The following is a 20,759-nucleotide window of genomic DNA, read 5'->3' on the forward strand; positions in this document are numbered from 1 at the left end:
ACCGGACGTCACGGGAATCACTCCGAGGCAGCCTCGCCGGCCGTCCAGTTCCAGAAGCCGTAGAAGATCGTCGGCGCGATCGTCAGCTTCGAGACGTTGCTGATCTTCTCCGGGTTCCAGGCGGTGACGCCGGGGAACTGGAAGATCGTGACACCGAAGGCGTCCTTGACGAGCTCGGCCTCGACGTTCGACAGGATCTCCTCCTGCGCCGCCGGGTCGGTCTCGACCTGGAGCTTGTCGAACTCGGCGTCGACCGTCTTGTTCGAGTAGCCGTAGAAGTTGTTCGTGGCACCCGTGCGGTAGTTCGCGTCCGACTCGGTCACGGCCGTCGACGTCGACTGCCAGCCGAACAGCGCCGCGTCGTAGAAGTCGGTCGCGTTCGACAGGTCGGTGCCCCAGTCGGTCTGGACCTCGTACGGGACGACCTTGAAGCCGGCCTGCTCGGCCGAGGCCTTGATGAGCTCGAACTCGTTCTGGCGGCGCGTGTTGTTCGGGTCGAACAGCACGCGGACCGTCACGTCCTTGGCGCCGGCCTCGGACAGGAGCGACTTCGCCGCGTCCACGTCGACCGTGCCGTACTCGTCGGACTGGCCGTTGGCGCCGACGATGCCGTCGTACATCGGCGAGCCGGGGACCTGCGTGAAGGAGTCACGCGTGGTCGTCATCGTCGGGTCGAGCGGGGTGACCAGCTTGTCGACGATGTCCTGGCGCGGGATGGTCTTGAGGAACGCCTGGCGCACCTTGAGCGCCTTGGCCGCGTCGCCGCCGTAGGACTTCGGGTCGAACGGGCCGCCGTTGGCGAACTGCAGGTCGACGTGCTCGTAGGTGCCCTCGGCACCGGTCGCGACCTCGACGCCGTCGAGCTTCTGGACCGCCGTCAGGAGGTCGGCCGTGGCCTGCGGGTTGATGAGGTCGACCTCACCGTTCTGCAGAGCCGTGACCTGGCCCATCGGGTCGCCGTTGTAGCGGACGGTGACCTTGTTGATCGCGGCCTTGTGCTCACCCTCGTAGTCGGGGTTCGCGGTCAGGGTGATGTACTGGTCCTTCACGAAGTCCGTGATGGTGTAGGCACCCGAGGTGACCAGCAGGTTCGCGTCGGCCTCGGCCGGCATCGACGCGTAGTTGAAGTCGGTGCTCCACACCTTGGAGATCTTCGAGACCGACGCGGTGTCGTTGTCCTGGATCGCCTTCACCAGGGCGTCGGCCGCCTCGGCGCCGTCCTCGATGCCGAGGGCGCGCTGCGCGACGACGTGCGCCGGCAGGTTGACGCCGATGGCCGTCTCCCAGTCCGCGAACGGCTTGGTGTAGGTCATGGTGATCGAGTTGCCCTCGATGACCGGGGTCTCCTCGATCAGGGCGACAGCCGGGCTCGCGGCGTCGAAGTACACGCCCGCGTCCAGCTCGTCCTGGTTGGTGATCTCGCCGGTCTCGGGGTCGGTCTCGGCCTCGACGTTGTTGAACTTCCCGCTCTGGGCGGCCCACTCCAGGAGGAGGTCGGCGGGGCCCGCCGCGACGCCGTCCGACCACTTCGCGGTGTCCGCGAAGGTGTACTTGATCGTCAGCGGGTCGTCGGAGACCTTCTCGTACGAGCCGAACGAGGTGTCCTGCACCAGGTTCAGGTCCTCGTCGTAGTAGTTGAAGCCCGAGTTGAGCATGTACAGGATGACGTTGTTGGCCGTCGCGTTGCCCGTGATGCTCGTGCCGTTGGCCGAGTAGAAGGGCTGGTTCCACGCGATGTTGACCGACGTGTCCTGGCTGATGCCGGCGTTGTCGCCGTCGCCCGTGGCGTCGTCGTCGGCGTTGCCGCCGTCGCTCGAGCATGCGGCGAGCGACAGCGCGCTGACCGCCGCGATCGCGGCGAACGCGACCTTACGGTTGATCCTCAATTGATCCTCCTGGAGAAGGTGGCGAGGCGTTCCGGTCCCGGCCGCGACGAGCACGCGACCCGGCCCGGGCGGCAGACCCGCCAGGGTTGAGAGCAACGGTAGTCAAGTGAAATCGGGCATAACGGGCCAGCGGAGGCGCTTCGACTGATCGTTACCCGATTGATACTGACCGGTAGCGTCCGCATCGTGAGACAGGCCCGGGGCTTCGCCCCGTTTTCATCGTGTCCACGTGCGTGATCTCGGTCCACCCGCTGTCAAACCGACGCCGCTCTCCTCGGGCCTGTGTTATGCGCCCGAAACACGACTGGTACGGCAAGTTCACACGCGGGCTCGCGCCACGGCCGGCTCCGGCCACGCTCCGGCCTCGCGGCACGGCCCCGAGAATGTCGGGGTGAACCTCAGCGACCTGGCCCGCAGCCTCGGCAGCACCCGCGCGTTCGCCCGCGTCGGCCGCGCCGCCTCTCGACTGGACCGTCGGATCCAGCGCGCCACGGACGGCCGCTGGTCGGTGCTCGGCCGAGCGCGGCTCCCCCAGCTCGTCCTCACCACCACCGGGCGCCGCACGGGCGAGCCGCGCGACGCGGTGCTGCTCTACGGGCGCGACGGCACCGCCTGGGTGGTGCTGGCGTCCAACTGGGGCCAGGGCCACGACCCGGCCTGGGCGCTCAACCTCCTCGCCGAGCCGCACGCGAGCGTCACGGTCGGCGGCGTCACCACCCGCGTCGTCGCGCGGCCCGCCTCCGACGACGAGCGCGTACGCCTGCTGCCGCGCATGCGCGAGATCTGGCCGGGGTACGAGGCCTACGCCGAGCGCGCGGGCCGGTCGCTGCCCCTGTTCGTGCTCGAACCACGGCTCGACCCGCGCTCCTGACGGCGGCAGCCGGATCGCTGCACGAACACTTACCACGCGGTAAGCCGAGTCGCGCTAGGCTCCCCCGTGGAAACGCTCCCGCACGCCGCGGGGACCACGCCACCGAAGCCGTGACGCCGACGAAGGACTGCCCGTGACCGCCCTGCACACCGATCCCGCCCAGGACCCCGCCGCCACGTCGGAGCCGCCCTACCTCGATCCCGCCCGCCCGGTCGCCGAGCGCGTCGCGGACCTCGTCGGACGCATGACGCTGGCCGAGAAGGTGGGCCAGATGATGCAGCTCGACTCGCGTGACAACGTGCGCGAGCTGATCGAGGGCAGCCACGTCGGGTCGATCCTGCACACCTCCCCGGCGGCCGTCCGCGAGGCGCACGAGGTGACGGCGACCACGCGCCTGCGCATCCCGCTGCTCATCGCCGAGGACTGCATCCACGGCCACTCGTTCTTCGAGGGCGCCACGATCTTCCCGACCCAGCTCGGCATGGCCGCCTCGTGGGACCCGGAGCTCGTCGAGCGCGCCGCGCGGATCACCGCCGTCGAGGTCGCCGCCACGGGCATCCACTGGACGTTCTCGCCGGTGCTCTGCATCGCGCGCGACCTGCGCTGGGGCCGCGTCTCGGAGACGTTCGGCGAGGACCCGTTCCTCATCGGCGAGCTCGCGTCCGCGATGGTCCGCGGCTACCAGGGCGAGGGCCTGGGCGACCCGACCGCGATCCTGGCGACGGCCAAGCACTTCGCGGGCTACTCCGAGACGCAGGGCGGGCGGGACGCGACCGAGGCGGACATCTCCCGTCGCAAGCTCACGGCCTGGTTCCTGCCGCCGTTCGAGCGCGTGGCGCGCGAGGGCTGCGCGACGTTCATGCTCGGCTACCAGTCGATGGACGGCACGCCGATCACGGTCAACGACTGGCTGCTCACCGACGTCCTGCGCGGCGAGTGGGGCTACACCGGCACGCTCGTCACCGACTGGGACAACGTCGGCCGCATGGTCTGGGAGCAGCAGATCCAGCCCGACCACGCGCACGCGGCCGCCGCCGCGGTGAAGGCGGGCAACGACGTCGTCATGACGACGCCCCAGTTCTTCGCGGGCGCGCAGCGGGCGGTCGCCGACGGCCTGCTCGACGAGGCCGCGATCGACGCCGCCGTCTCCCGCATCCTCACGCTCAAGTTCCAGCTCGGCCTGTTCGAGGAGCCGCGCCGGCCCGACGACGCGCGCATCGCCGAGGTGCTGGGCGTCGCGGCGCACGAGGCCGTGAACCTCGAGCTCACCCGCCGCTCGGTGGTCCTGCTGCAGAACGACGGCGTCCTCCCGCTCGCCGGGGGCTGCACCGCGGCCGCCGGCGACGACGAGCGCGCGGTCGCCCCGGCCGGCGCCGAGCGCCGCCGCGTGCTCGTCGTGGGCCCGAACGCGGACGACACCGACACCCAGCTCGGCGACTGGGCCGGGCGCTCGGGCCAGGCGGACTGGCTGCCCGACGGCCACCCGCGGCACATGATCGAGACCGTCCTGGACGGTCTGCGCGAGCGCTCGCCGGAGGGCTGGGACGTGACCTACGCGCGTGGCGCGGACATCCTCACGCTCGCGCCGGACCCCGAGGGCGAGCTGTTCCCGGACGGGCAGCCGCGCCCGCAGGTCGTCGTGCCGTGCGCCCCCGACGAGGCGCTGATCGCCGAGGCCGTCGCGGCCGCGCGCGACGCCGACTACGTCGTGGCGGTCGTGGGCGACCGGATCGAGCTCGTCGGCGAGGGGCGCTCCACCGCCACGCTCGAGCTCATCGGCGGCCAGGTCGCGCTGCTCGACGCCCTGGCGGCGACCGGCACCCCGATGGTCGTCGTCGTCGTCGCGTCCAAGCCGCTGGTCCTGCCGGACTCCGCCCTGGACGCCGCGGCCGTGGTGTGGGCGGCGAACCCCGGCATGCGCGGCGGGCAGGCGATCGCGGAGATCCTGCTCGGGCTCGTCGAGCCGTCGGGCCGCCTGCCGATCTCCTTCGCGCGGCACGCGGGTCAGCAGCCCACGTTCTACAACCAGCTCCGCGGCCAGCACGGCACGCGCTACGCGGACCTGACGCAGCGCCCGGCGTTCGCGTTCGGCCACGGGCTGACCTACACCACGGTCGAGTACGACGAGCTCGAGGTGCTGACCCCCAGCGTGGCCGCCGACGGCGACGTCCGGGCACGGGTCACGCTGCGCAACACCGGCTCCCGGCCGGCCCTGGAGACCGTGCAGGTCTACGTCTCCGACCTGGTGACGACGACCATGTGGGCGGAGTCCGAGCTCAAGGCCTACCGGCAGGTCGCGGTCGCGCCCGGCGAGTCCGTCGTCGTGGACCTGGCGGTGCCCGCCGCGGCCTGCTCGATCGTCGACGCGGACGCGCGCCGCGTGGTCGAGCCCGGCGACTTCGAGCTGCGGGTCGGGCCGTCGTCGGTCCGCGACGCCCAGCTCGTCGCGCGGTTCGCGATCGCCTGACCGACCGGGAGGAGCGCGGGCCCGGCGAGCTGTCGCCGGGCCCGTGTCCGGGCGGTGGCCGGATCGTTGGACGACCGTGACGTGCCCGAGTCCCGGAACCGCTCCCGTGGCGCGCCGGGCCCGGTTACGGTGGGCCCATGCACGTCGAGGTCATCGGTGATCAGCGGGTTCTCGTCCTGGACCCCGCGGGGGCTCCCGTCGGTGCCGCCACCGCGACCGACCTGATCGGTGACGCGTGGGGTCACGGCGTGCGGGTGGTGGTGGTCCCCGTCGAGCGCCTCGACCCCGCGTTCTTCGAGCTGCCGACCGGCGTCGCGGGCGAGCTCACGGGCAAGCTCGAGCGCTATCGGCTCCACCTCGCCGTCGTGGGCGACATCGCCGCCCAGGTCGCCGCCTCGGACGCGCTGCGCGCGTACGTGAGCGCATCCAACGAGGGCCGGCACGTGTGGTTCGTCGCGGACGGCGACGAGCTCGAGTCCCGACTGAGCGCCTGAGCCGCGCGGGCCGCCGAGTCCTGCCGAGCGCCGCCGAGCACCGCCGAGCGCCGTCCAGGGTTCGGTCAGCCGCGGTCCTGCCACGTGCACAGGCAGACGCGGTTGCCCTCGGCGTCCGCCAGCACCCAGAAGCTCGGCGCCGCCTCGTCGTCCACGAGCCGTCCGCCCGCCGCGACGGCCGCGTCGATCCGCGGCTGCACCTGCCCGGGGTCGACCCACACGTCGAGGTGCCAGCGCTGCCGCGGCTCCTCGGACCCCGACTCCTGGAACCAGACCGGGGGCAGCGCGCCCGCGGCATCCCGCACCTCGTCGTCCATCCCCTCACGCGGCTCGAACCCGAGGACGGCACCCCAGAACGGCAGCACCTGCGCCCGGTCCGGCGTGTCGAGCGCGAGCTCGAACCGGCTCACGTCCGCGCCGTCGAGCGCATGGCCCGCCGCGTGCGCGTACGCCGTGACCACCCGCGCGAGCGCGACGTCCCGCTCGGTCACCCCGCCGGCGTCGTGGCTGGTCAGCCGCACGTCCACGAAGCCGTAGCGCAGGTCGACGTCGGGGTGGTGGTCGCGAGCCTCCGCCTCCTCCCCGATCCGGTTCACCAGAGCGAGTCCCGCCGCGAAGTCACCCGTCGCGACGCGTGTGTGCAGGCTCCCGCCCAGGTTGACCCAGCCCGTCAGGCCGGCGTCCGCGACCTGCTGTCCCGTCAGCGTCTCCATGAGGCCATGGTGACGAGGACCACCGACACGCGCACGTCAGCGGGAGGTCACGCCCCGGCCCGCGAGCGCGCGCGGTACGCGCGGGCCTTCATGACGTCGCCGCACTCGCCCATCGAGCACCAGCGTCCCGACCGGTTCCGCGACGCGTCGTAGTACACCCACTGGCAGGCGGGGTTGGCGCACGCCTTCAGTCGCTGGAGCCGCCCCGCGCGGTGCTCCTCCAGCACGTCGACGAGCAGGCCGGCGACGTGGTCCTCCTCGTCGGACGGGACCAGTGCCGGACCGTCCGCAGTCACCCGGAGCACCAGCCGGTGCCCGGCGGCGACCCGGTCGAGGGCCTCCTGCTCCCCCGCCACGACGTACGCGCGCAGCCCGTCCCGCAGCTCGCGGAGCCCCGCCGGCGCCTGCGCGCCCAGGCGCTCGACGCCGTGGAACCGGTCGTCGGTGTTCAGCAGCGCGCGCACGCGCTCGAGCCGGCCGGGGGCGACGCCGGGCTCGGTGCCGAGGGTGATCCAGGGCTCGAGGGTGTTGACGGGCGGCACGGTGCCCAGCATAGTCGTCACCGTCGTTCGTTGTTCACTAGTGACGTTGGAGCCGACCATGACCGCCCCCAGCACCGCCCGCGCGTCCCGCAGCTCGTCGAGCCGGTCGTCGAACCGGTCGTCGAGCAGGTCGTCGAACCAGTCGTCGGCGCGTCCCGCCGAGGCCCCCGGCTGCGACACCTCCGACATGCTCACGATCCACGCGCTGTTCCGGCGCGCGTTCACCGACGCACCGGACCTGGTGCGCGGTGTCGACGACGGCGACGTCGAACGCGCGCTCGTCGTCGCGGCGCACGTCCGTGAGGTCGCGGGCGCGCTGCACCACCACCACTCGGGCGAGGACGAGCTGCTGTGGGAGACGCTCGAGACGCGGGCGCCGGCCTGCGCGCTGCACGTGGGCCGGATGCGTGCCCAGCACGCCGCGACGGCGGCGCAGCTGCGCGGGCTCGACGAGGTCCTGCCCGCGTGGGAGCACGCCGCGCGCGCCGACTCGCGCGCGGTCGTCGCCGCGACGCTCGACGCGATCCGGGACACCCTGCTCACGCACCTGGGCGACGAGGAGAGCGCGATCCTCCCGACCGCGTCGACCGTGATGACGCAGCGCGAGTGGGGCGCGCTGCACGAGCACGGGATGTCCACGATCCCGCGCGACAAGCTGCTGCTGCAGCTCGGCTGGATCCTCGAGGTCGTCCCGGCCGACGAGCGGGCGGGCTGGCTGCGCGGCAACCTCCCGCTGCCGGGCCGGCTCGCGTGGCGGCTCGTCGGGCGACGGCAGTTCGCCGCCCACCGGGCGCGCGTCTACGGCACCGCCTGAGCGCGTCAGGAATCGAGAAGCACGGCCCGCAGCCGCCTCCCTAGCCTGGTGGGACACCGACCAGGACGACGAGGGAGCACGACGACATGGCGACGAACGACGAGAACGACGGCTTCACCGCCGAGGAGCGCGCGGCGATGAAGGAGCGGGCGAAGGAGACCCGCGCGACGAAGGGCAAGGTCGACCCGGAGGCCGAGGTGCTGGCGAAGATCGCCGAGCTCCCCGACGACGACCGCGCGATCGCCGAGCGGATCCACGCGCTCGTCGCCGAGCACGCCCCCGCCTTCGCGCCGCGGACCTGGTACGGCATGCCCGCGTACGCCAAGGACGGCAAGGTCGCGGTGTTCTTCCAGCCCGCGTCCAAGTTCAAGGCGCGCTACGCCACGCTGGGCTTCAACGACTCCGCCGCGCTCGACGACGGCTCGATGTGGCCGACGTCCTTCGCGATCACGACGCTGACCCCGGCCGACGAGAAGCGCATCGGCGAGCTGATCGCGCGCGCCGCAGGCTGACCCCCGCCCGCGAGGTCGTGACCTCCCGTCGAGATCGTTCTGTCGAGCTCACGACCGCAACGGGACGTCGCGACCTCGCCGCTGTCCGACCTTGCCGGTGGACCGGGACGCCGGCCGGGGCGAGCATGTCGTGATGACGCGCTTCGCGATCGACGCTCCCGCCCTGCTCCGGCTCGTCGACCAGGACCGCCCGCCGGCCGCCGACGTCCAGCTGGTCGCACCCAAGTCGATCCTGGTCGACGCCCTGCAGCTCCTGCTCGACGACGTGCGCGGCGGCCGCCGTGACCGCGCCGACGCGCTGCTCACGCACACCCGCATGACGGAGACGAAGATCCGGCTGCTCGGCGACCGCGTCTCGCGGCGCCGGGCGTTGGACCTCGCGCTCGAGCACGGCTGGGCGCAGGTGCGCACCGCCGAGTACGTCGCCGTCTCCCAGCTGCAGGCCGACGCGCTCGTCGCGGTCGACCCGGAGCTCCGCGCCGCCGTCACCGGGCTCGTGCCCCTCGCCTCGCCCGACGACCTCGTCGCCGGCTGACCCCCGGGAACCCGGCATGCCGCCTCCGCAGACCGTCCCGCTGCTGCCCTGCGCCGACATCGACGAGATCGAGCCGTTCTTCGCCGCGATGGGGTTCCGCACCACGTTCCGCCAGCACCGCCCGTACGCGTGCCTCGCCCTCCACGGCCACGGGTTCGACCTGCAGTACTACGGTCTGGACGGCCACGTCCCGGAGGCGTCGCACAGCTCGTGCCTCGTGATCGTCGACGACACCGGCCCGATCTGGGACGAGCTCGCGGCGGGGCTGCGGCAGGCCTACGGGCGCCTGCCCGTCGCGGGCTTCCCGCGGATCACGCGACCACGCCCCCGCAAGAATGCCGACGGCGTCACCGGCTTCAGCCTCGTCGACCCGGCAGGGAACTGGATCCGCTTCTTCCACCGCGGCCGCGGTGCGCCGGCGCCCGCCGCCGAGCTCAGCCGGCTCGGCGAGGCCGTGCAGAACGCCGTCGTCCTCGCCGACAGCAAGGGCGACGAGGCCCAGGCGCTCAAGGTCCTGCAGGGCGCGCTGCGGCGCGCCCCGGCCGACGACCCCGCTCTCGAGGATGCGCGCGAGCTCCTGGCCGAGCTCGAAGAGCGCCAGGTCGAACGCTGACACCCACCGGCGCGGCTCCGGCGGGTGCGCCGCCGAAGTGGTCGGCCGAACCACCCCTGGGGCGGTCGTCGAGATGGGAGGCTCGCTCCATGGCGACTCTCCGCGCACCCGACGGCGGATCTCCACTGATCCGCACCCACTTCACGGACGACCCCGCGTAGCTGGCAGCCCTCGCGGCGGCGACGGCGCCGGTCGAGACCCCCGTACGGCCCGCACGAGGCATACCTCGTCCCGGTCGAGGATCCCGCCCTCGCCGGGATGCGGCCCGAGGACCTGGCCGGGCTGGACCGCTCCGGCGATCTCTCCTACGCGTTCGTCGCTGACGCGCAGACGATGGTCGACAGCACCTTCGTCGTGCTCAGCCTCGGTGCGGAGAACGGCCGGTGGTTCCGCTGCACCGCCGCCGCGGTCTACGCGATCGAGACGAACCTCTCGGTCGCGAACATGGACTTCTTCGAGTTCGCCGACTCTGCGGGCGAGGACGGCGTGTTCCGCGGCTGGGAGTGACGCCCGCGGCAGGGCACCACGCGGTGGCGCCGCTGAGACGGTTCTGGTGTCCGCCTCGTCAGGAGAGGCGGCGCTCGAGCTCGACGACGCCCGGACCGCTCAGGTGCGGGAGGTGCGACCGGCGCCCCGAGGCGACCAGGAGCAGGGACGTCAGAGGACCGCGCACCGCTGGTCCGCTCCCCACAACGACGTCGGCGTCGTCGGCCTCGAGCGCCAGGCCGACGACATGCTGGCGACCGCCGCCGAACGACACCGAGGTCCGCGCCTGGTACCGCAGCGCGCGCTCCACCGCCTGGTGCGGGTAGTGCCCGGTCGCTCCGAGCGGTACCCGGACGTCCTCGCCGTGCACGACGGCCTCGACCAGCCGGGTCTCCGGGGCCGCCGGAGGGGACGCCGTCAACCCTGTGACCGCCCGCAGACGCTCCAGCGTGATCGCGGGCGTGGCGCCCCGCTCGCGCGCGACCCCCTTCGCGTTCTGGCGGTCGAAGTCGAAGCGCGCCGCCGCCAGACCGACGACGAAACGTCGCCGCGTGGTCCGCGCGGTGTCGACGAGGTGCGCGACGACGTCGTGCACGCTCCATCCTTCGCACAACGACGGCGTCGCCCAGCGCTCCTCGGCGAGCGGTTCCAGGAAGGACACCAGTGCCTGCCGCTCGGCATGCACAACCGGCCAGACGTCGCTCGTTCGCACACCCGACATCATGCACGTCCCCGCAGCCCCAGACGTGTCCGAGCCCCTCGCGATCGCGCGGCGCCGGCGTGAGGTCCGTGCGCTGCCCTGGTGCACGCCGCTCGCCGGGTGCACGCCGAGCTCGCTCGGACCCGTGCCGACGATGAGCCACTGAGCGGGGTCGTCACCCCCTGGGCGCCGCGAACCGCGTCCCGAGCTGGGCGACCCGCCACGGACGAGCCTCGACGCGCATGCGCTCGGCGCGCTCCAGGAGGCTGATCCCGTGCAGGGCGCCCCAGAAGACCTCGGTCGCGGAGCCGTCGCCGTCGTCGCCGACGGCCGCCGCCAGGACGTCGAACCCGGCGCGTAGGTCGGGCACCGTGTCCTCGCTCGCGAACCGAGTGCCGATCGGCTGCTGGAACATGGCCTCGTAGACGGCGGGGTGCTCGCCGGCGAAGTCCAGGTAGGCGACGGCGACCGCCTCGACCGCCTCCCTGCCGCGCCGGTCGCCCAGCGCAGCCCGGCAGCGGCGCGTGAGCTCGACGAAGCCCTCGAGCGCGACGGCGAGCATGATCTCGGGCTTCCCGCCGGGGAAGTGCCCGTAGAGGACGGGCTGCGTGTAGCCGATCGACGCGGCGAGGTGGCGGGTCGTGACCGCGGACCACCCGTCGGCGTCGGCACGGTCGCGCGCGGCGTCGAGGATGCGACGCCGCCGTTCGGCGTGGCGCTGCTGGCGCACCGTCTGCTCCGGCATCGGCTCTCCCTCTTGCGCTGCGGTCGGGACAGCCATACGTTAGCACTGCTAGAAATTCTAGCGTCGCTAGATAGGAGTTCTCGTGGAGACTGCTCTCGCTGTCGTCACCGTGACCGTGGTCGGCCTGATGGTCGGCGTCGAGCTCGCGGTAGCCGTCGTGATCAACCCGATCCTGCTGCAGCTCGACGCCGGGGCGTCCCTGACCGCGCGGGCCTACGGCGCCCGGATGCTCGGGCGCGCGATGCCGTTCTGGTACGTCGGCTCACTGGTCCTGGCGGGCGCCCTCGCGGCCGTCGCGTGGGGCACGTCGGCAGCGACCGCGTCGCTGGTCGCGGCCGCACTTCTCGTCGTCACGGTCCTGATGTCGGTGCTCTGGCTGGTGCCGATCAACAACCGGTCGTCGAGCTGGACCGCCGAGGACCACCCCGCCGACTGGCGCGAGCAGCACCGGCGCTGGGACCGGCTGCACATCGCCCGCGTCGCGTTCCTCGTCGCCGCGTTCGCGCTCGTCGGGCTCGCTGCGGCCCTGATCTGACGGCGCCCCGGGCCTCGAGCGCGAGGTCGTGAGGTCCGGCGAGGTCGTCACCTCAGGATGACGATCTCGGCCGGAGATCACGACCTCGCTCGGCCGCCCTGGGCTCAGACGTTGAAGCGGAACTCGACGACGTCGCCGTCGTGCATGACGTAGTCCTTGCCCTCGACGCGGGCCTTGCCGGCGGCGCGGGCGGCGGCGACGGAGCCGGCCTCGACGAGGTCGTCGAAGCCGATGACCTCCGCCTTGATGAAGCCCTTCTGGAAGTCGGTGTGGATCACGCCGGCGGCCTGCGGGGCGGTCCAGCCCTGGCGGATGGTCCAGGCGCGCGACTCCTTGGGGCCCGCGGTGAGGTAGGTCTGCAGGCCGAGCGTGTGGAAGCCCACGCGCGCGAGCTGGTCGAGGCCCGCCTCCTCCTGGCCGTTGGCCTCGAGCATCTCGGCGGCCTCGTCGGGCTCGAGCTCGACGAGCTCGGACTCGAACTTGGCGTCGAGGAAGATCGCGTCGGCGGGGGCGACGAGCGCGCGCAGCTCGGCCTGCATCGCGGTGTCGGCGAGGCCGGCGTCGTCGGTGTTGAAGACGTAGATGAACGGCTTCGAGGTCATCAGCTGCAGGGCGCGGACCTGCTCGTCGTCGCCCAGACCGGCGGCGAACAGCGTCTGGCCGGTCTGCAGGACCTCGAGCGCACGGCGCGCGGCGTCCAGGACCTCGGGCTCCGTCTTCTTGCCGCGGACCTCCTTCTCGAGGCGCGGGATCGCGTTCTCGAGGGTCTGCAGGTCCGCGAGGATCAGCTCGGTCGAGATGATCTCGATGTCGTCCTTCGGGTTCACCTGGCCGGAGACGTGCACCACGTCCGGGTCGGCGAAGGCGCGGGTGACCTGGCAGATCGCGTCGGCCTCGCGGATGTTGGCGAGGAACTTGTTGCCCAGGCCCTCGCCCTCCGACGCGCCCTTGACGATGCCGGCGATGTCGACGAACGACACGGTCGCCGGGACGATCCGCTCCGAGCCGAACACCTCGGCGAGCTTGCCGAGCCGCTCGTCGGGCAGCGGGACCACGCCGACGTTGGGCTCGATCGTCGCGAACGGGTAGTTCGCCGCGAGCACCTGCGCACGGGTCAGGGCGTTGAAGAGGGTGGACTTGCCGACGTTGGGCAGGCCGACGATGCCGATGGTGAGTGCCACGACGGGCAAGTCTACGGGGGTGCGGACCGGCTCAGGCGAACGCGAGGATCCGCTGGAGCAGCACCGGGCCGCGCCGGTCGAGCTCGCGCCCGCCCACCCGCACGCCGACGACGAGCAGGACCGACCCGAGCACCAGACCGACGACGAGCGCCGCCCAGCCGAGCACGGCCGACGACCGAGCGACCGCGAAGCCCGCCAGCAGCGCCTCCGGCAGGCTCGCGAGCGCCACGACGAACCAGCCCGCGGTCTGCGAGAGGACGGTCGTGAGCGACGTCCCCTGCCGGGTCTGGAACGGGCTGTCCCCCGGCTGCTGCACGGCCTGCACGACGAGGGCGGACACCACGCTGGCGCCCGCGTACGAGGTCAGGAGGACCCCGGCCGCGACGCCGAGGAGCGCCGGCAGGTCCGCCGCATGGTCGGTGAGCAGGGCCGTGACCACCGTGATCAGCGTGACCGTCGGCACCGCGATGACCGCCGACGCCAGCACCCGGCCCAGCCGGTCCACCGTGCCCGGGACGCCCGCGCTCACGTGCGTCCAGAACGCGCTGCCGTCGTAGGACACGTCCGCCGAGACGCCCCACCCGCACAGGAACGCCGCCGCGGCGCCGGACAGCAGGACCAGCGCCCCGCCGCGGCCCACGACCCACAGCAGCAGCGGCGTGAACGGCACGATCGCGATCGCCATCGCGTACCGGGGGTCGCGGATCCAGTAGACGAGGCAGCGCGCGGTGACCGCACCGAGCGGGGTCGCAGGCAGCCGTCCGAACGGGCCGAGCCCGGTGCGCCTGGCGGTCGGCGCGTCCCGGATCGGCTCGACGAGCGTGCGGGCCAGCGCGCGGTCCCAGGCGAGCAGCGCGACGAGGACCGTCGCCGCGGCGATGCCGAGCCGCGCGAGCGCGAGGCCCCAGTCACCGGCGGCGACGTCGGCCGGAGCGGCGAAGGCCGCCCCTGCGGGTGTCCACGCCAGGACGCCGGCGACCTGGGCGAACGTCTGGCGCGAGGCGCTGAACGAGCCCTGCAGCCCGGACACCGCGGGGCCGATCATGACGATCACGAGCAGCGCACCGACCGCCAGCAGCTCCCGCACGCGCCGGCGCGACGCGAACGGGGAGGCGACCGCGACGAGCGCGCGGCCCCCGACCACGGCGGTCGCGAGACCGAGCACGGCGCCGACGAGGCCGACGAGCAGCGCGGCGGGGTGCTGCCACCACGCGAGGCTGGTCGACAGCGCGGCGACGGCGCTCAGCGCCCCGGTCAGGCCGACAAGCGCGGCGAGGGACAGGCCCAGGAGGAGCGGACGTCGCGGGATGCCGAAGGTGGCGAACCGTTCCGGGTCGAGGGTCGCGTCCACCCCGAACGCCAGGAGCGGCACGAACCACCAGCCCAGCACCAGCGCCGAACCGACCAGCGTCGTCACGGTCCGCTGGAGCGCCACGTCCTGCAGGCTCACCGCGACCATCCCCGCGACGACGAGCACCACGATCCCGAGCCCGTACAGCCCGCCGAGCACCAGCCCGACCAGCTGCCAGACGCTGCGACGCAGCCCGTTGCGGAGCAGGGTCAGCTTCAGGCGGACGAGGTGCGCAACCACGCGAGCCCCTCTCCCCCGACCCGTCCGCCGACCAGGTCCACGAAGCGGTCCTCGAGGCTCGCCCCGGCCCGGACCTCGTCGACCGTCCCGGCCGCGAGGACGTGCCCGCCCGCGACCACCGCGACGTGGTCGCACATGCGCTGCACCAGGTCCATCACGTGCGAGGAGACGATCACGGTCCCGCCCGAGCCGACGTAGCCGGCCAGGATGTCGCGGATGTTCGCGGCCGACACCGGGTCGACCGCCTCGAACGGCTCGTCGAGCACCAGCAGGCGCGGGGCGTGCACCAGCGCGCACGCGAGGGCGACCTTCTTGGTCATGCCGGCCGAGTAGTCGACGACGAGCGTGCCCGCGTCCGCCACCAGGTCCATCGCCACCAGCAGGTCACGCGCACGCTGGGCCGTCGTCTCACGGTCCAACCCGCGCAGCAGGCCGGCGTAGGTGATGAGCTGCTCGCCCGTGAGCCGGTCGAACAGCTTCACCCCGTCGGGCAGCACGCCGAGCAGCGCCTTGCCCGCCACCGGGTCCGCCCACAGGTCGTGGCCCAGCACGCGCACCGTGCCGGCGTCGGGCTGCAGCAGCCCGGTCGCCATGGAGAGCGTGGTCGTCTTCCCCGCCCCGTTCGGCCCGACGAGCCCGTAGAACGACCCCGCGGGCACGGTCAGGTCGATGCCGGCGACGGCGACCTTCTGACCGAACCGCCGCCACAGCCCGTGCAGCTCGAGCGCCGGGGTGGGTGCTGGGGTGGGTGTTGGGGTCGGTGTTGGGGTCGGTGCGGAGGTCGACGAGGGCGGGGGCTGCGGCGTCACGTCGTCGGGCACCCGGCCAGCATAGGGACGCCCGGCACGCGCTCAGGCACCGGCGACGGCACCCGGCGCGGACCCACCCGGCTGCGGGGTCGCGGCGCCCGCCGATCGGGTGACCTCCGCGTCCAGCGCCCGCGCGTCACGTTCCGCGCTCGTGTCGAACCCCTCGAGGCTGACGAGCTGGTCGGCGGCCGACGCCAGCAGCTCGGGCGCGCTGATCGCGGACAGCTGGGGGTTCGCCGCCGCGGGCGTCTCCAGCGGCGCGTCCACGACGCCGAGGTCGGCGAACCGGCGGGCGCTGACCAGCACCCGCGTCTCGAGGGAGCCGACCGTCTGGTTGTACGCCTGCGCGGCGCCGTCGAGCGAGCGGCCGAGGCGCGCCAGGTGCCCGCCCAACGTGGCGAGCCGGCCGTGCAGCTGCTTGCCGAGGTCGAGCACCGCCTGTGCGTTGGCCGCCAGCGCGTCCTGGCGCCAGCCGTAGGCGACCGTCCTCAGGAGGGCCAGCAGCGTCGTCGGGGTCGCGACGATCACGTTGCGCTCCGCTGCGTACTCCCACAACGACGCGTCCTGCTCGAGCGCGGCGTGCAGGAACGCCTCCGCGGGGACGAACATCACGACGAACTCGGGTGCGGGGGCGAACTGGTCCCAGTACCGCTTGGCCGCCAGCTGGTCGACGTGGGTGCGCACGTGGCGGGCGTGCGCCGCGAGCCGCTCGGCCCGCGTGCGCTCGTCGGACGCCTGCACGGCGTCGAGGTACCCGAGGAACGCGACCTTGGCGTCGACGACCACCTGCTTGCCCCCGGCCAGCCGCACCACCATGTCCGGCCGCTGCAGCCCGTCGTCGGTCCGCACCTGCTCCTGCTCGACGAAGTCGACGTGGGCGAGCATGCCCGCCGCCTCCACGACCCGCCGCAGCTGCATCTCCCCCCACCGGCCCCGGACCTGGGAGGCCCGCAACGCCGTGGCGAGCTGCGCGGTCTCGGTGCGCACGCCCTCGGAGACCGTGCGCATGGCCTCCACCTGCTCGCGCAGCGCGGCGTCGCTCTCGGCACGCGAGCGCTGGACCGCGGTGAGCTGGCCCCGCACCTCGTCGAGCGTCCGGGTCAGCGGCTCCACCAGCGCCCGGACGGCCTGCTCACGCTGGGCGAGCTCGCCCACCTGGGTCTGCCGGTCCGCGGCGAACCGCTGCGAGGCGAGCGCGAGGAACTGCTCGGAGCTCTGGGACAGGGCGTCCGCCGCGAGCGCCCGGAACTGCTCGGCCAGCCGCTCGCCGTCCCCGAGCGCCGCCGCGAGCCGGTCCGCGGCCGCCGCCCGCTCCGACTCGAGCCGTGCGGTGGCCTGCGCGGCCGCGACATGCGCGGCGCCCACCTGAGCCTCCGCGCGCCGGGCGGCCACCGCCCACGCGACGGCGGCACCGACCGCCCCGCCGAGCGCCAGGCCGACGACGAGGCCGAGAAGCATCTGTCCGTCCATGCCGCGCACGCTGCCAGACACCACCGACAGACGCTCGGCGCCCTGCCCGTGCCCGGCGCCCGCAGGCCCGGCGTCAGACGGGGGTGATGTCCAGGGTGCGCCGGGCCTCGCGGCGCGGGCGCGCCGGGGCGTGGCCGGCGGCCTTGAGGTCGGCGCGCAGCTCGCGCGGCAGCGAGAACATGAGGTCCTCGGTGGCCGTGCGGACCTCCTCGACGGTGCCGAAGCCGAGCGACGCCAGCACGTCGAGCACGTCGCGCACCAGGATCTCGGGGACGGACGCGCCGGACGTCACGCCCACGGTCTCCGCGCCCACGAACCACGCCGGGTCCAGCTCCGCGGCCTTGTCGATCCGGTACGACGAGCGCGCGCCGCTCTCGAGCGCGACCTCCACCAGGCGGACGGAGTTCGACGAGTTCGCGGAGCCGACCGTGATGACCACGTCGCACTGCGGCGCGATCTTCTTCACGGCCACCTGGCGGTTCTGCGTCGCGTAGCAGATGTCGTCGGAGGGCGGGTCCTGGAGCGCGGGGAACCGCTCGCGCAGCCGCCGCACGGTCTCCATCGTCTCGTCGACCGACAGCGTGGTCTGCGAGATCCACACGACGCGCTCGGGGTCACGGACCACCACGTCGTCGACCGCGTCCGGCGAGTTCACGACCTGGATCCGCTCAGGCGCCTCGCCCTGCGTGCCCTCGACCTCCTCGTGACCCTCGTGCCCGATCAGCAGGATGTCGAAGTCGTCGGCGGCGAACCGGACGGCCTCCTTGTGCACCTTGGTGACCAGCGGGCACGTGGCGTCGATGGTCTGCAGCGACCGCGCCGCGGCGGACGCGTGCACCGCCGGCGAGACGCCGTGCGCGGAGAACACGACGCGGGCGCCCTCGGGCACCTCGTCGGTCTCGTGCACGAAGATCGCGCCGCGCGCGGCGAGGGACTCGACCACGTACTTGTTGTGCACGATCTCCTTGCGGACGTACACGGGGGCGCCGTAGTGCTCGAGCGCCTTCTCGACCGCGTCGACCGCGCGGTCGACGCCGGCGCAGTACCCGCGCGGGGCGGCGAGGAGCACGCGCTTGGTGGGGGGAGAAGTCGTCACGACCACCGAGTCTACGGCGGTCTGCCGCACACCTCTCAGCCGGCGACCGGCAGCACCGCGAGGTGGGACTTGTCCTGCTCCACCCAGCCCGCCGCGCCGGCCGCGACACGGGCGGAGGAGACGACGCGCACGTCCGACGAGCACCCGGCCCGCACCCGGAACCGGACGGACAGGTCGAGCTCGTCGTGGTGCACCTCGGTGTCCACGCCGAGCTTGCGCCAGGTCGGCCCGGCGAGCTGCACGCAGCCGGCCGGGTACGGGGTGCCGTCCGCCTGCACGATCGAGACCCGCCCGACGAACAGGGAGCGCAGCCCGCCGGTGCCGACGTCGCTGCGCCTGCACGGGCTGACGCCGCCCTGGAGGCCCGCGCAGGTCGTCACGCGCAGGGTCGCCTCGGCGCGCATCCACCGCGTCGGCGCGTTCGGCCCCGGTCGCGGCACGCTGGTCCGGAGGCGGTTGACCGTCGTGGACGCCGCCAGCGGCTCGAGCCGCTCGTCGTCCAGCGGCAGGGCCCCGCCGAGGCAGCCCGAGGGCCGCGAGCCGGTGCGCTGCAGGTCACGCCAGAAGCACTGCACGGCGGACGTCGCGTCGTTCAGCGGCGCGGACACCACCACCGACCCCGTGCCGCTCATGACGACGCGGTCACCGTCGGTCGCGCCCGGCGACCGCGCCCCCCACGTGGCGAAGCAGGTGTAGCGCCCCGGCGCGGTGAAGTCGAAGACCGCCCGGACGGTCGCGGTGTGCGGCCGGCCCGGCACGACGTTGCGCAGCGCGGCCATCCAGTCGGTCGAGCCGTCCGCGAGCAGGTCCTTGCCTGCGCCGGAGACCCGCGCCGTGAGCGCCCACCGGGTCGGCTCCACGTCGCTGCGGATGTTGGCGCGGCGCGGGCTGTACGCCTCGCTCTGGACGCAGCGGACCTTCCAGATCGTCATCGCGAGGATGTCCGGGTCGGACTTCCAGATGGTCTGCCCCGCGGCGTTCACCCGCACCACGCGGGACGGCACGGTCAGGGTGACCGTGCGCTTCTCGCCGGCCGTGCCGACACGGAACGTGGTGGCGCTGCCGCGCAGGGTCGCGAAGTTGGTGTCGAAGCCCTGACCGACCGCGATCGACAGCGCGCGCCGCGCGTCGGCCGGGCCGGTCTGCAGGAACCGGCGCGAGACGGCGCCCGAGGCGACGGGCGCGGAGGGCACGAGGGCCTCGACCGCGGAGGTGTCGACGAGCCCCGCCACGGGTCCGGCGAAGGGGCCCGCGAGGGTCGGCAGGAGCTGGGTGAGACTCGCCGTGACCAGGGCCACGGCGACAGAGACCACCCGCGATCGGGTCAGTCTCGTCCTCAGCACGCCCGCACGGTAACGGGTCCGACCCAGGATCGACGATCCCCGTCGCGTGTCAGTCGGCGTGGCGTGGGCGATGTCACCCCCGTGGTGCAGTCTGGTCGGGTGACGGAGCAGGACGACGCCCGCCGTGAGCCCCTCCCGCTCCGGGCGGCCGAGACGACGCCGGACCGGCCGTGGCCGGTGCGGCACCTCGCGCCCAAGATCGCGGACTACGTGCAGCGCATGCCGCCCGTGTGGATCGAGGGTCAGGTGCTCGACCTCAAGCGGTGGAACTCGACGTGCTTCCTCACGCTGCGGGACACGGACGTCGACATGTCGATCTCGGTCACGACGAGCGCGGCCGTCGTCGCCCGGCTCGGCAAGGGCGTCGGGGACGGGGCGCACCTCGTCGTGCACGCCCGCCCGACGTACCACCTCAAGCGCGGCAGCCTCGCGTTCGCGGCCGACGACGTGCGGCTGGTCGGGCTCGGCGAGCTGCTCGCGCGGATCGAGCACCTCAAGGGGGTGCTCGCGGCCGAGGGCCTGTTCGACGAGCGGCGCAAGCGCCCGCTGCCGTTCCTGCCGCGCGTCGTCGGGCTGGTGTGCGCGCAGCAGGGCGACGCGGAGCACGACGTGGTGTCCAACGCGCGCCTGCGCTGGCCCGCGGTGCGCTTCGAGATCCGCCGCGTCACGGTGCAGGGGCCGCGGGCGGTGGCGGAGGTGGGCGCCGCGATCGCGGAGCTCGACGCGCGCCCGGAGGTCGAGGTCGTCGTGGTCGCACGCGGGGGCGGGTCGTTCGAGGACCTGCTGCCGTTCAGCAACGAGGCGCTGGTGCGCGCCGCCGCCGCGTGCCGCACGCCGCTGGTCAGCGCGATCGGCCACCACCTGGACGCGCCGCTGCTCGACCTGGTGGCGGACCTGCGGGCCTCGACGCCGACCGACGCCGCCAAGCGGATCGTGCCGGACGTCGCCGAGGAGCGGGCACGGCTGGCGCAGGTCCGCCTGCGCACGCGCGCGGCGCTGACCCAGCGCCTCGCCCGCGAGCAGGCCGGGCTGGACCACTGGCGCTCGCGTCCCGCGCTGGCGCGGCCCACCACGCTCGTGGACGCGCACGCGGCGCGGGTCGCGACCCTGCGCGACCAGGGCCGCCGCGCGCTGCACCACGCGGTCGAGCACGCGTCGGCCGAGGTCCGCGGGCTCGCGGCGCAGGTGCGCGCGCTGTCGCCGGCCGCCACCCTGGACCGCGGCTACGCCGTGGTGCAGCGCGCGGACGGCGGCGTCGTCCGCGACCCCGCCGACGTGGCCGCGGGCGACGAGCTGCGCGTGCGGGTCGCGCGCGGCGAGCTGGCGGCGCGCGTCGAGGTCGCGTCCGACTGAGGC

At 73.6% G+C, this 20,759-nt stretch carries 20 protein-coding genes and 1 pseudogene; 10 read left to right on the forward strand and 11 right to left on the reverse strand.

The annotated features are described in order from the left end of the window. Nucleotides 1-17 precede the first annotated feature (17 nt). A complete protein-coding gene (locus KIN34_RS00700) occupies nt 18-1,886 on the reverse strand; it encodes an ABC transporter family substrate-binding protein (RefSeq protein ID WP_214345814.1) in 1,869 nt (622 codons plus the stop codon). 391 nt (nt 1,887-2,277) lie between these two features. On the opposite strand from KIN34_RS00700, the gene KIN34_RS00705 reads away from it, so the two are divergent. The 3 genes from KIN34_RS00705 (at nt 2,278) to KIN34_RS00715 (ending at nt 5,718) form a co-directional block, all read left to right on the forward strand. Further along, entirely contained in the window at nt 2,278-2,757 is a 480-nt protein-coding gene (locus tag KIN34_RS00705) for a nitroreductase/quinone reductase family protein (RefSeq protein WP_214345815.1), read from the forward strand. A gap of 142 nt (nt 2,758-2,899) precedes the next feature. After that, on the forward strand, nt 2,900-5,224 hold the full coding sequence (locus KIN34_RS00710; RefSeq protein WP_237689139.1) for an exo-beta-d-1,3/1,6-glucosidase: 2,325 nt from the start codon (nt 2,900-2,902) through the stop codon (nt 5,222-5,224). A gap of 137 nt (nt 5,225-5,361) precedes the next feature. Further along, nucleotides 5,362-5,718: a DUF4180 domain-containing protein gene (locus tag KIN34_RS00715; RefSeq protein ID WP_214345816.1), complete on the forward strand. Its 357-nt coding sequence runs from the start codon at nt 5,362-5,364 to the stop codon at nt 5,716-5,718. Between the two features lie 65 nt (nt 5,719-5,783). Here KIN34_RS00715 and KIN34_RS00720 read toward each other — a convergent pair whose 3' ends face one another. Together KIN34_RS00720 and KIN34_RS00725 are read right to left on the reverse strand one after the other, a co-directional pair. Beyond that, nucleotides 5,784-6,431 carry a 4a-hydroxytetrahydrobiopterin dehydratase gene (locus KIN34_RS00720; protein ID WP_214345817.1) on the reverse strand — a complete coding sequence of 216 codons (648 nt, stop codon included), beginning with the start codon at nt 6,429-6,431 and terminating at the stop codon, nt 5,784-5,786. Between the two features lie 47 nt (nt 6,432-6,478). Next, on the reverse strand, nt 6,479-7,153 hold the full coding sequence (locus KIN34_RS00725) for a CGNR zinc finger domain-containing protein (protein ID WP_307858019.1): 675 nt from the start codon (nt 7,151-7,153) through the stop codon (nt 6,479-6,481). Between the two features lie 7 nt (nt 7,154-7,160). Between KIN34_RS00725 and KIN34_RS00730 the strand changes: the two genes are divergently transcribed. The 5 genes and pseudogenes from KIN34_RS00730 to KIN34_RS00750 form a co-directional block, all read left to right on the forward strand. Then, nucleotides 7,161-7,787, forward strand: coding sequence for a hemerythrin domain-containing protein (locus KIN34_RS00730; RefSeq protein ID WP_237689014.1), 627 nt, complete (start codon nt 7,161-7,163; stop codon nt 7,785-7,787). Nucleotides 7,788-7,873: 86 nt separating this feature from the next. Continuing rightward, entirely contained in the window at nt 7,874-8,299 is a 426-nt protein-coding gene (locus tag KIN34_RS00735; RefSeq protein ID WP_214345820.1) for an iron chaperone, read from the forward strand. Nucleotides 8,300-8,432: 133 nt separating this feature from the next. Next, on the forward strand, nt 8,433-8,834 hold the full coding sequence (locus tag KIN34_RS00740; protein ID WP_214345821.1) for a hypothetical protein: 402 nt from the start codon (nt 8,433-8,435) through the stop codon (nt 8,832-8,834). A gap of 16 nt (nt 8,835-8,850) precedes the next feature. Beyond that, nucleotides 8,851-9,447 (forward strand): DUF8817 family protein, encoded by a 597-nt coding sequence (locus tag KIN34_RS00745; RefSeq protein WP_214345822.1) that lies wholly within the window; start codon nt 8,851-8,853, stop codon nt 9,445-9,447. Nucleotides 9,448-9,618: 171 nt separating this feature from the next. Then, a pseudogene (locus KIN34_RS00750) lies at nt 9,619-9,954 on the forward strand (DUF6924 domain-containing protein); the annotation flags it as partial. 58 nt (nt 9,955-10,012) lie between these two features. Here KIN34_RS00750 and KIN34_RS00755 read toward each other — a convergent pair. Together KIN34_RS00755 and KIN34_RS00760 are read right to left on the reverse strand one after the other, a co-directional pair. After that, complete coding sequence (locus KIN34_RS00755) at nt 10,013-10,654, reverse strand: maleylpyruvate isomerase family mycothiol-dependent enzyme (RefSeq protein ID WP_214345824.1); 642 nt, start codon at nt 10,652-10,654, stop codon at nt 10,013-10,015. Between the two features lie 154 nt (nt 10,655-10,808). Continuing rightward, a complete protein-coding gene (locus KIN34_RS00760) occupies nt 10,809-11,378 on the reverse strand; it encodes a TetR/AcrR family transcriptional regulator (protein WP_214345825.1) in 570 nt (189 codons plus the stop codon). Nucleotides 11,379-11,460: 82 nt separating this feature from the next. Between KIN34_RS00760 and KIN34_RS00765 the strand changes: the two genes are divergently transcribed. After that, complete coding sequence (locus KIN34_RS00765) at nt 11,461-11,913, forward strand: anthrone oxygenase family protein (protein ID WP_307858020.1); 453 nt, start codon at nt 11,461-11,463, stop codon at nt 11,911-11,913. Nucleotides 11,914-12,017: 104 nt separating this feature from the next. Here KIN34_RS00765 and ychF read toward each other — a convergent pair whose 3' ends face one another. The 6 genes from ychF to KIN34_RS00795 all read right to left on the reverse strand — a co-directional run bounded on the left by ychF (nt 12,018) and on the right by KIN34_RS00795 (nt 19,403). Further along, the gene (gene ychF, locus KIN34_RS00770) at nt 12,018-13,094 is read right to left on the reverse strand and encodes a redox-regulated ATPase YchF (protein ID WP_214345826.1); all 1,077 of its coding nucleotides are present in this window, start codon (nt 13,092-13,094) and stop codon (nt 12,018-12,020) included. A 31-nt stretch (nt 13,095-13,125) separates the two neighbouring features. Further along, on the reverse strand, nt 13,126-14,685 hold the full coding sequence (locus KIN34_RS00775; protein WP_214345827.1) for a hypothetical protein: 1,560 nt from the start codon (nt 14,683-14,685) through the stop codon (nt 13,126-13,128). Further along, the gene (locus tag KIN34_RS00780; RefSeq protein ID WP_372449511.1) at nt 14,661-15,506 is read right to left on the reverse strand and encodes an ABC transporter ATP-binding protein; all 846 of its coding nucleotides are present in this window, start codon (nt 15,504-15,506) and stop codon (nt 14,661-14,663) included. Before KIN34_RS00780 ends, KIN34_RS00775 begins: the two co-directional genes overlap by 25 nt. Before the next feature lie 30 nt (nt 15,507-15,536). Further along, entirely contained in the window at nt 15,537-16,964 is a 1,428-nt protein-coding gene (locus KIN34_RS00785; RefSeq protein ID WP_214345828.1) for a DNA recombination protein RmuC, read from the reverse strand. Between the two features lie 73 nt (nt 16,965-17,037). Beyond that, on the reverse strand, nt 17,038-18,066 hold the full coding sequence (locus KIN34_RS00790; RefSeq protein WP_372449547.1) for a 4-hydroxy-3-methylbut-2-enyl diphosphate reductase: 1,029 nt from the start codon (nt 18,064-18,066) through the stop codon (nt 17,038-17,040). A 29-nt stretch (nt 18,067-18,095) separates the two neighbouring features. Beyond that, entirely contained in the window at nt 18,096-19,403 is a 1,308-nt protein-coding gene (locus KIN34_RS00795; RefSeq protein ID WP_214345830.1) for a hypothetical protein, read from the reverse strand. A gap of 99 nt (nt 19,404-19,502) precedes the next feature. Between KIN34_RS00795 and xseA the strand changes: the two genes are divergently transcribed. Further along, on the forward strand, nt 19,503-20,756 hold the full coding sequence (gene xseA / locus KIN34_RS00800) for an exodeoxyribonuclease VII large subunit (protein WP_214345831.1): 1,254 nt from the start codon (nt 19,503-19,505) through the stop codon (nt 20,754-20,756). Nucleotides 20,757-20,759: the final 3 nt, after the last annotated feature.

Source organism: Cellulomonas fulva (assembly GCF_018531375.1).
Taxonomy (GTDB): Bacteria; Actinomycetota; Actinomycetes; order Actinomycetales; family Cellulomonadaceae; genus Cellulomonas; species Cellulomonas fulva.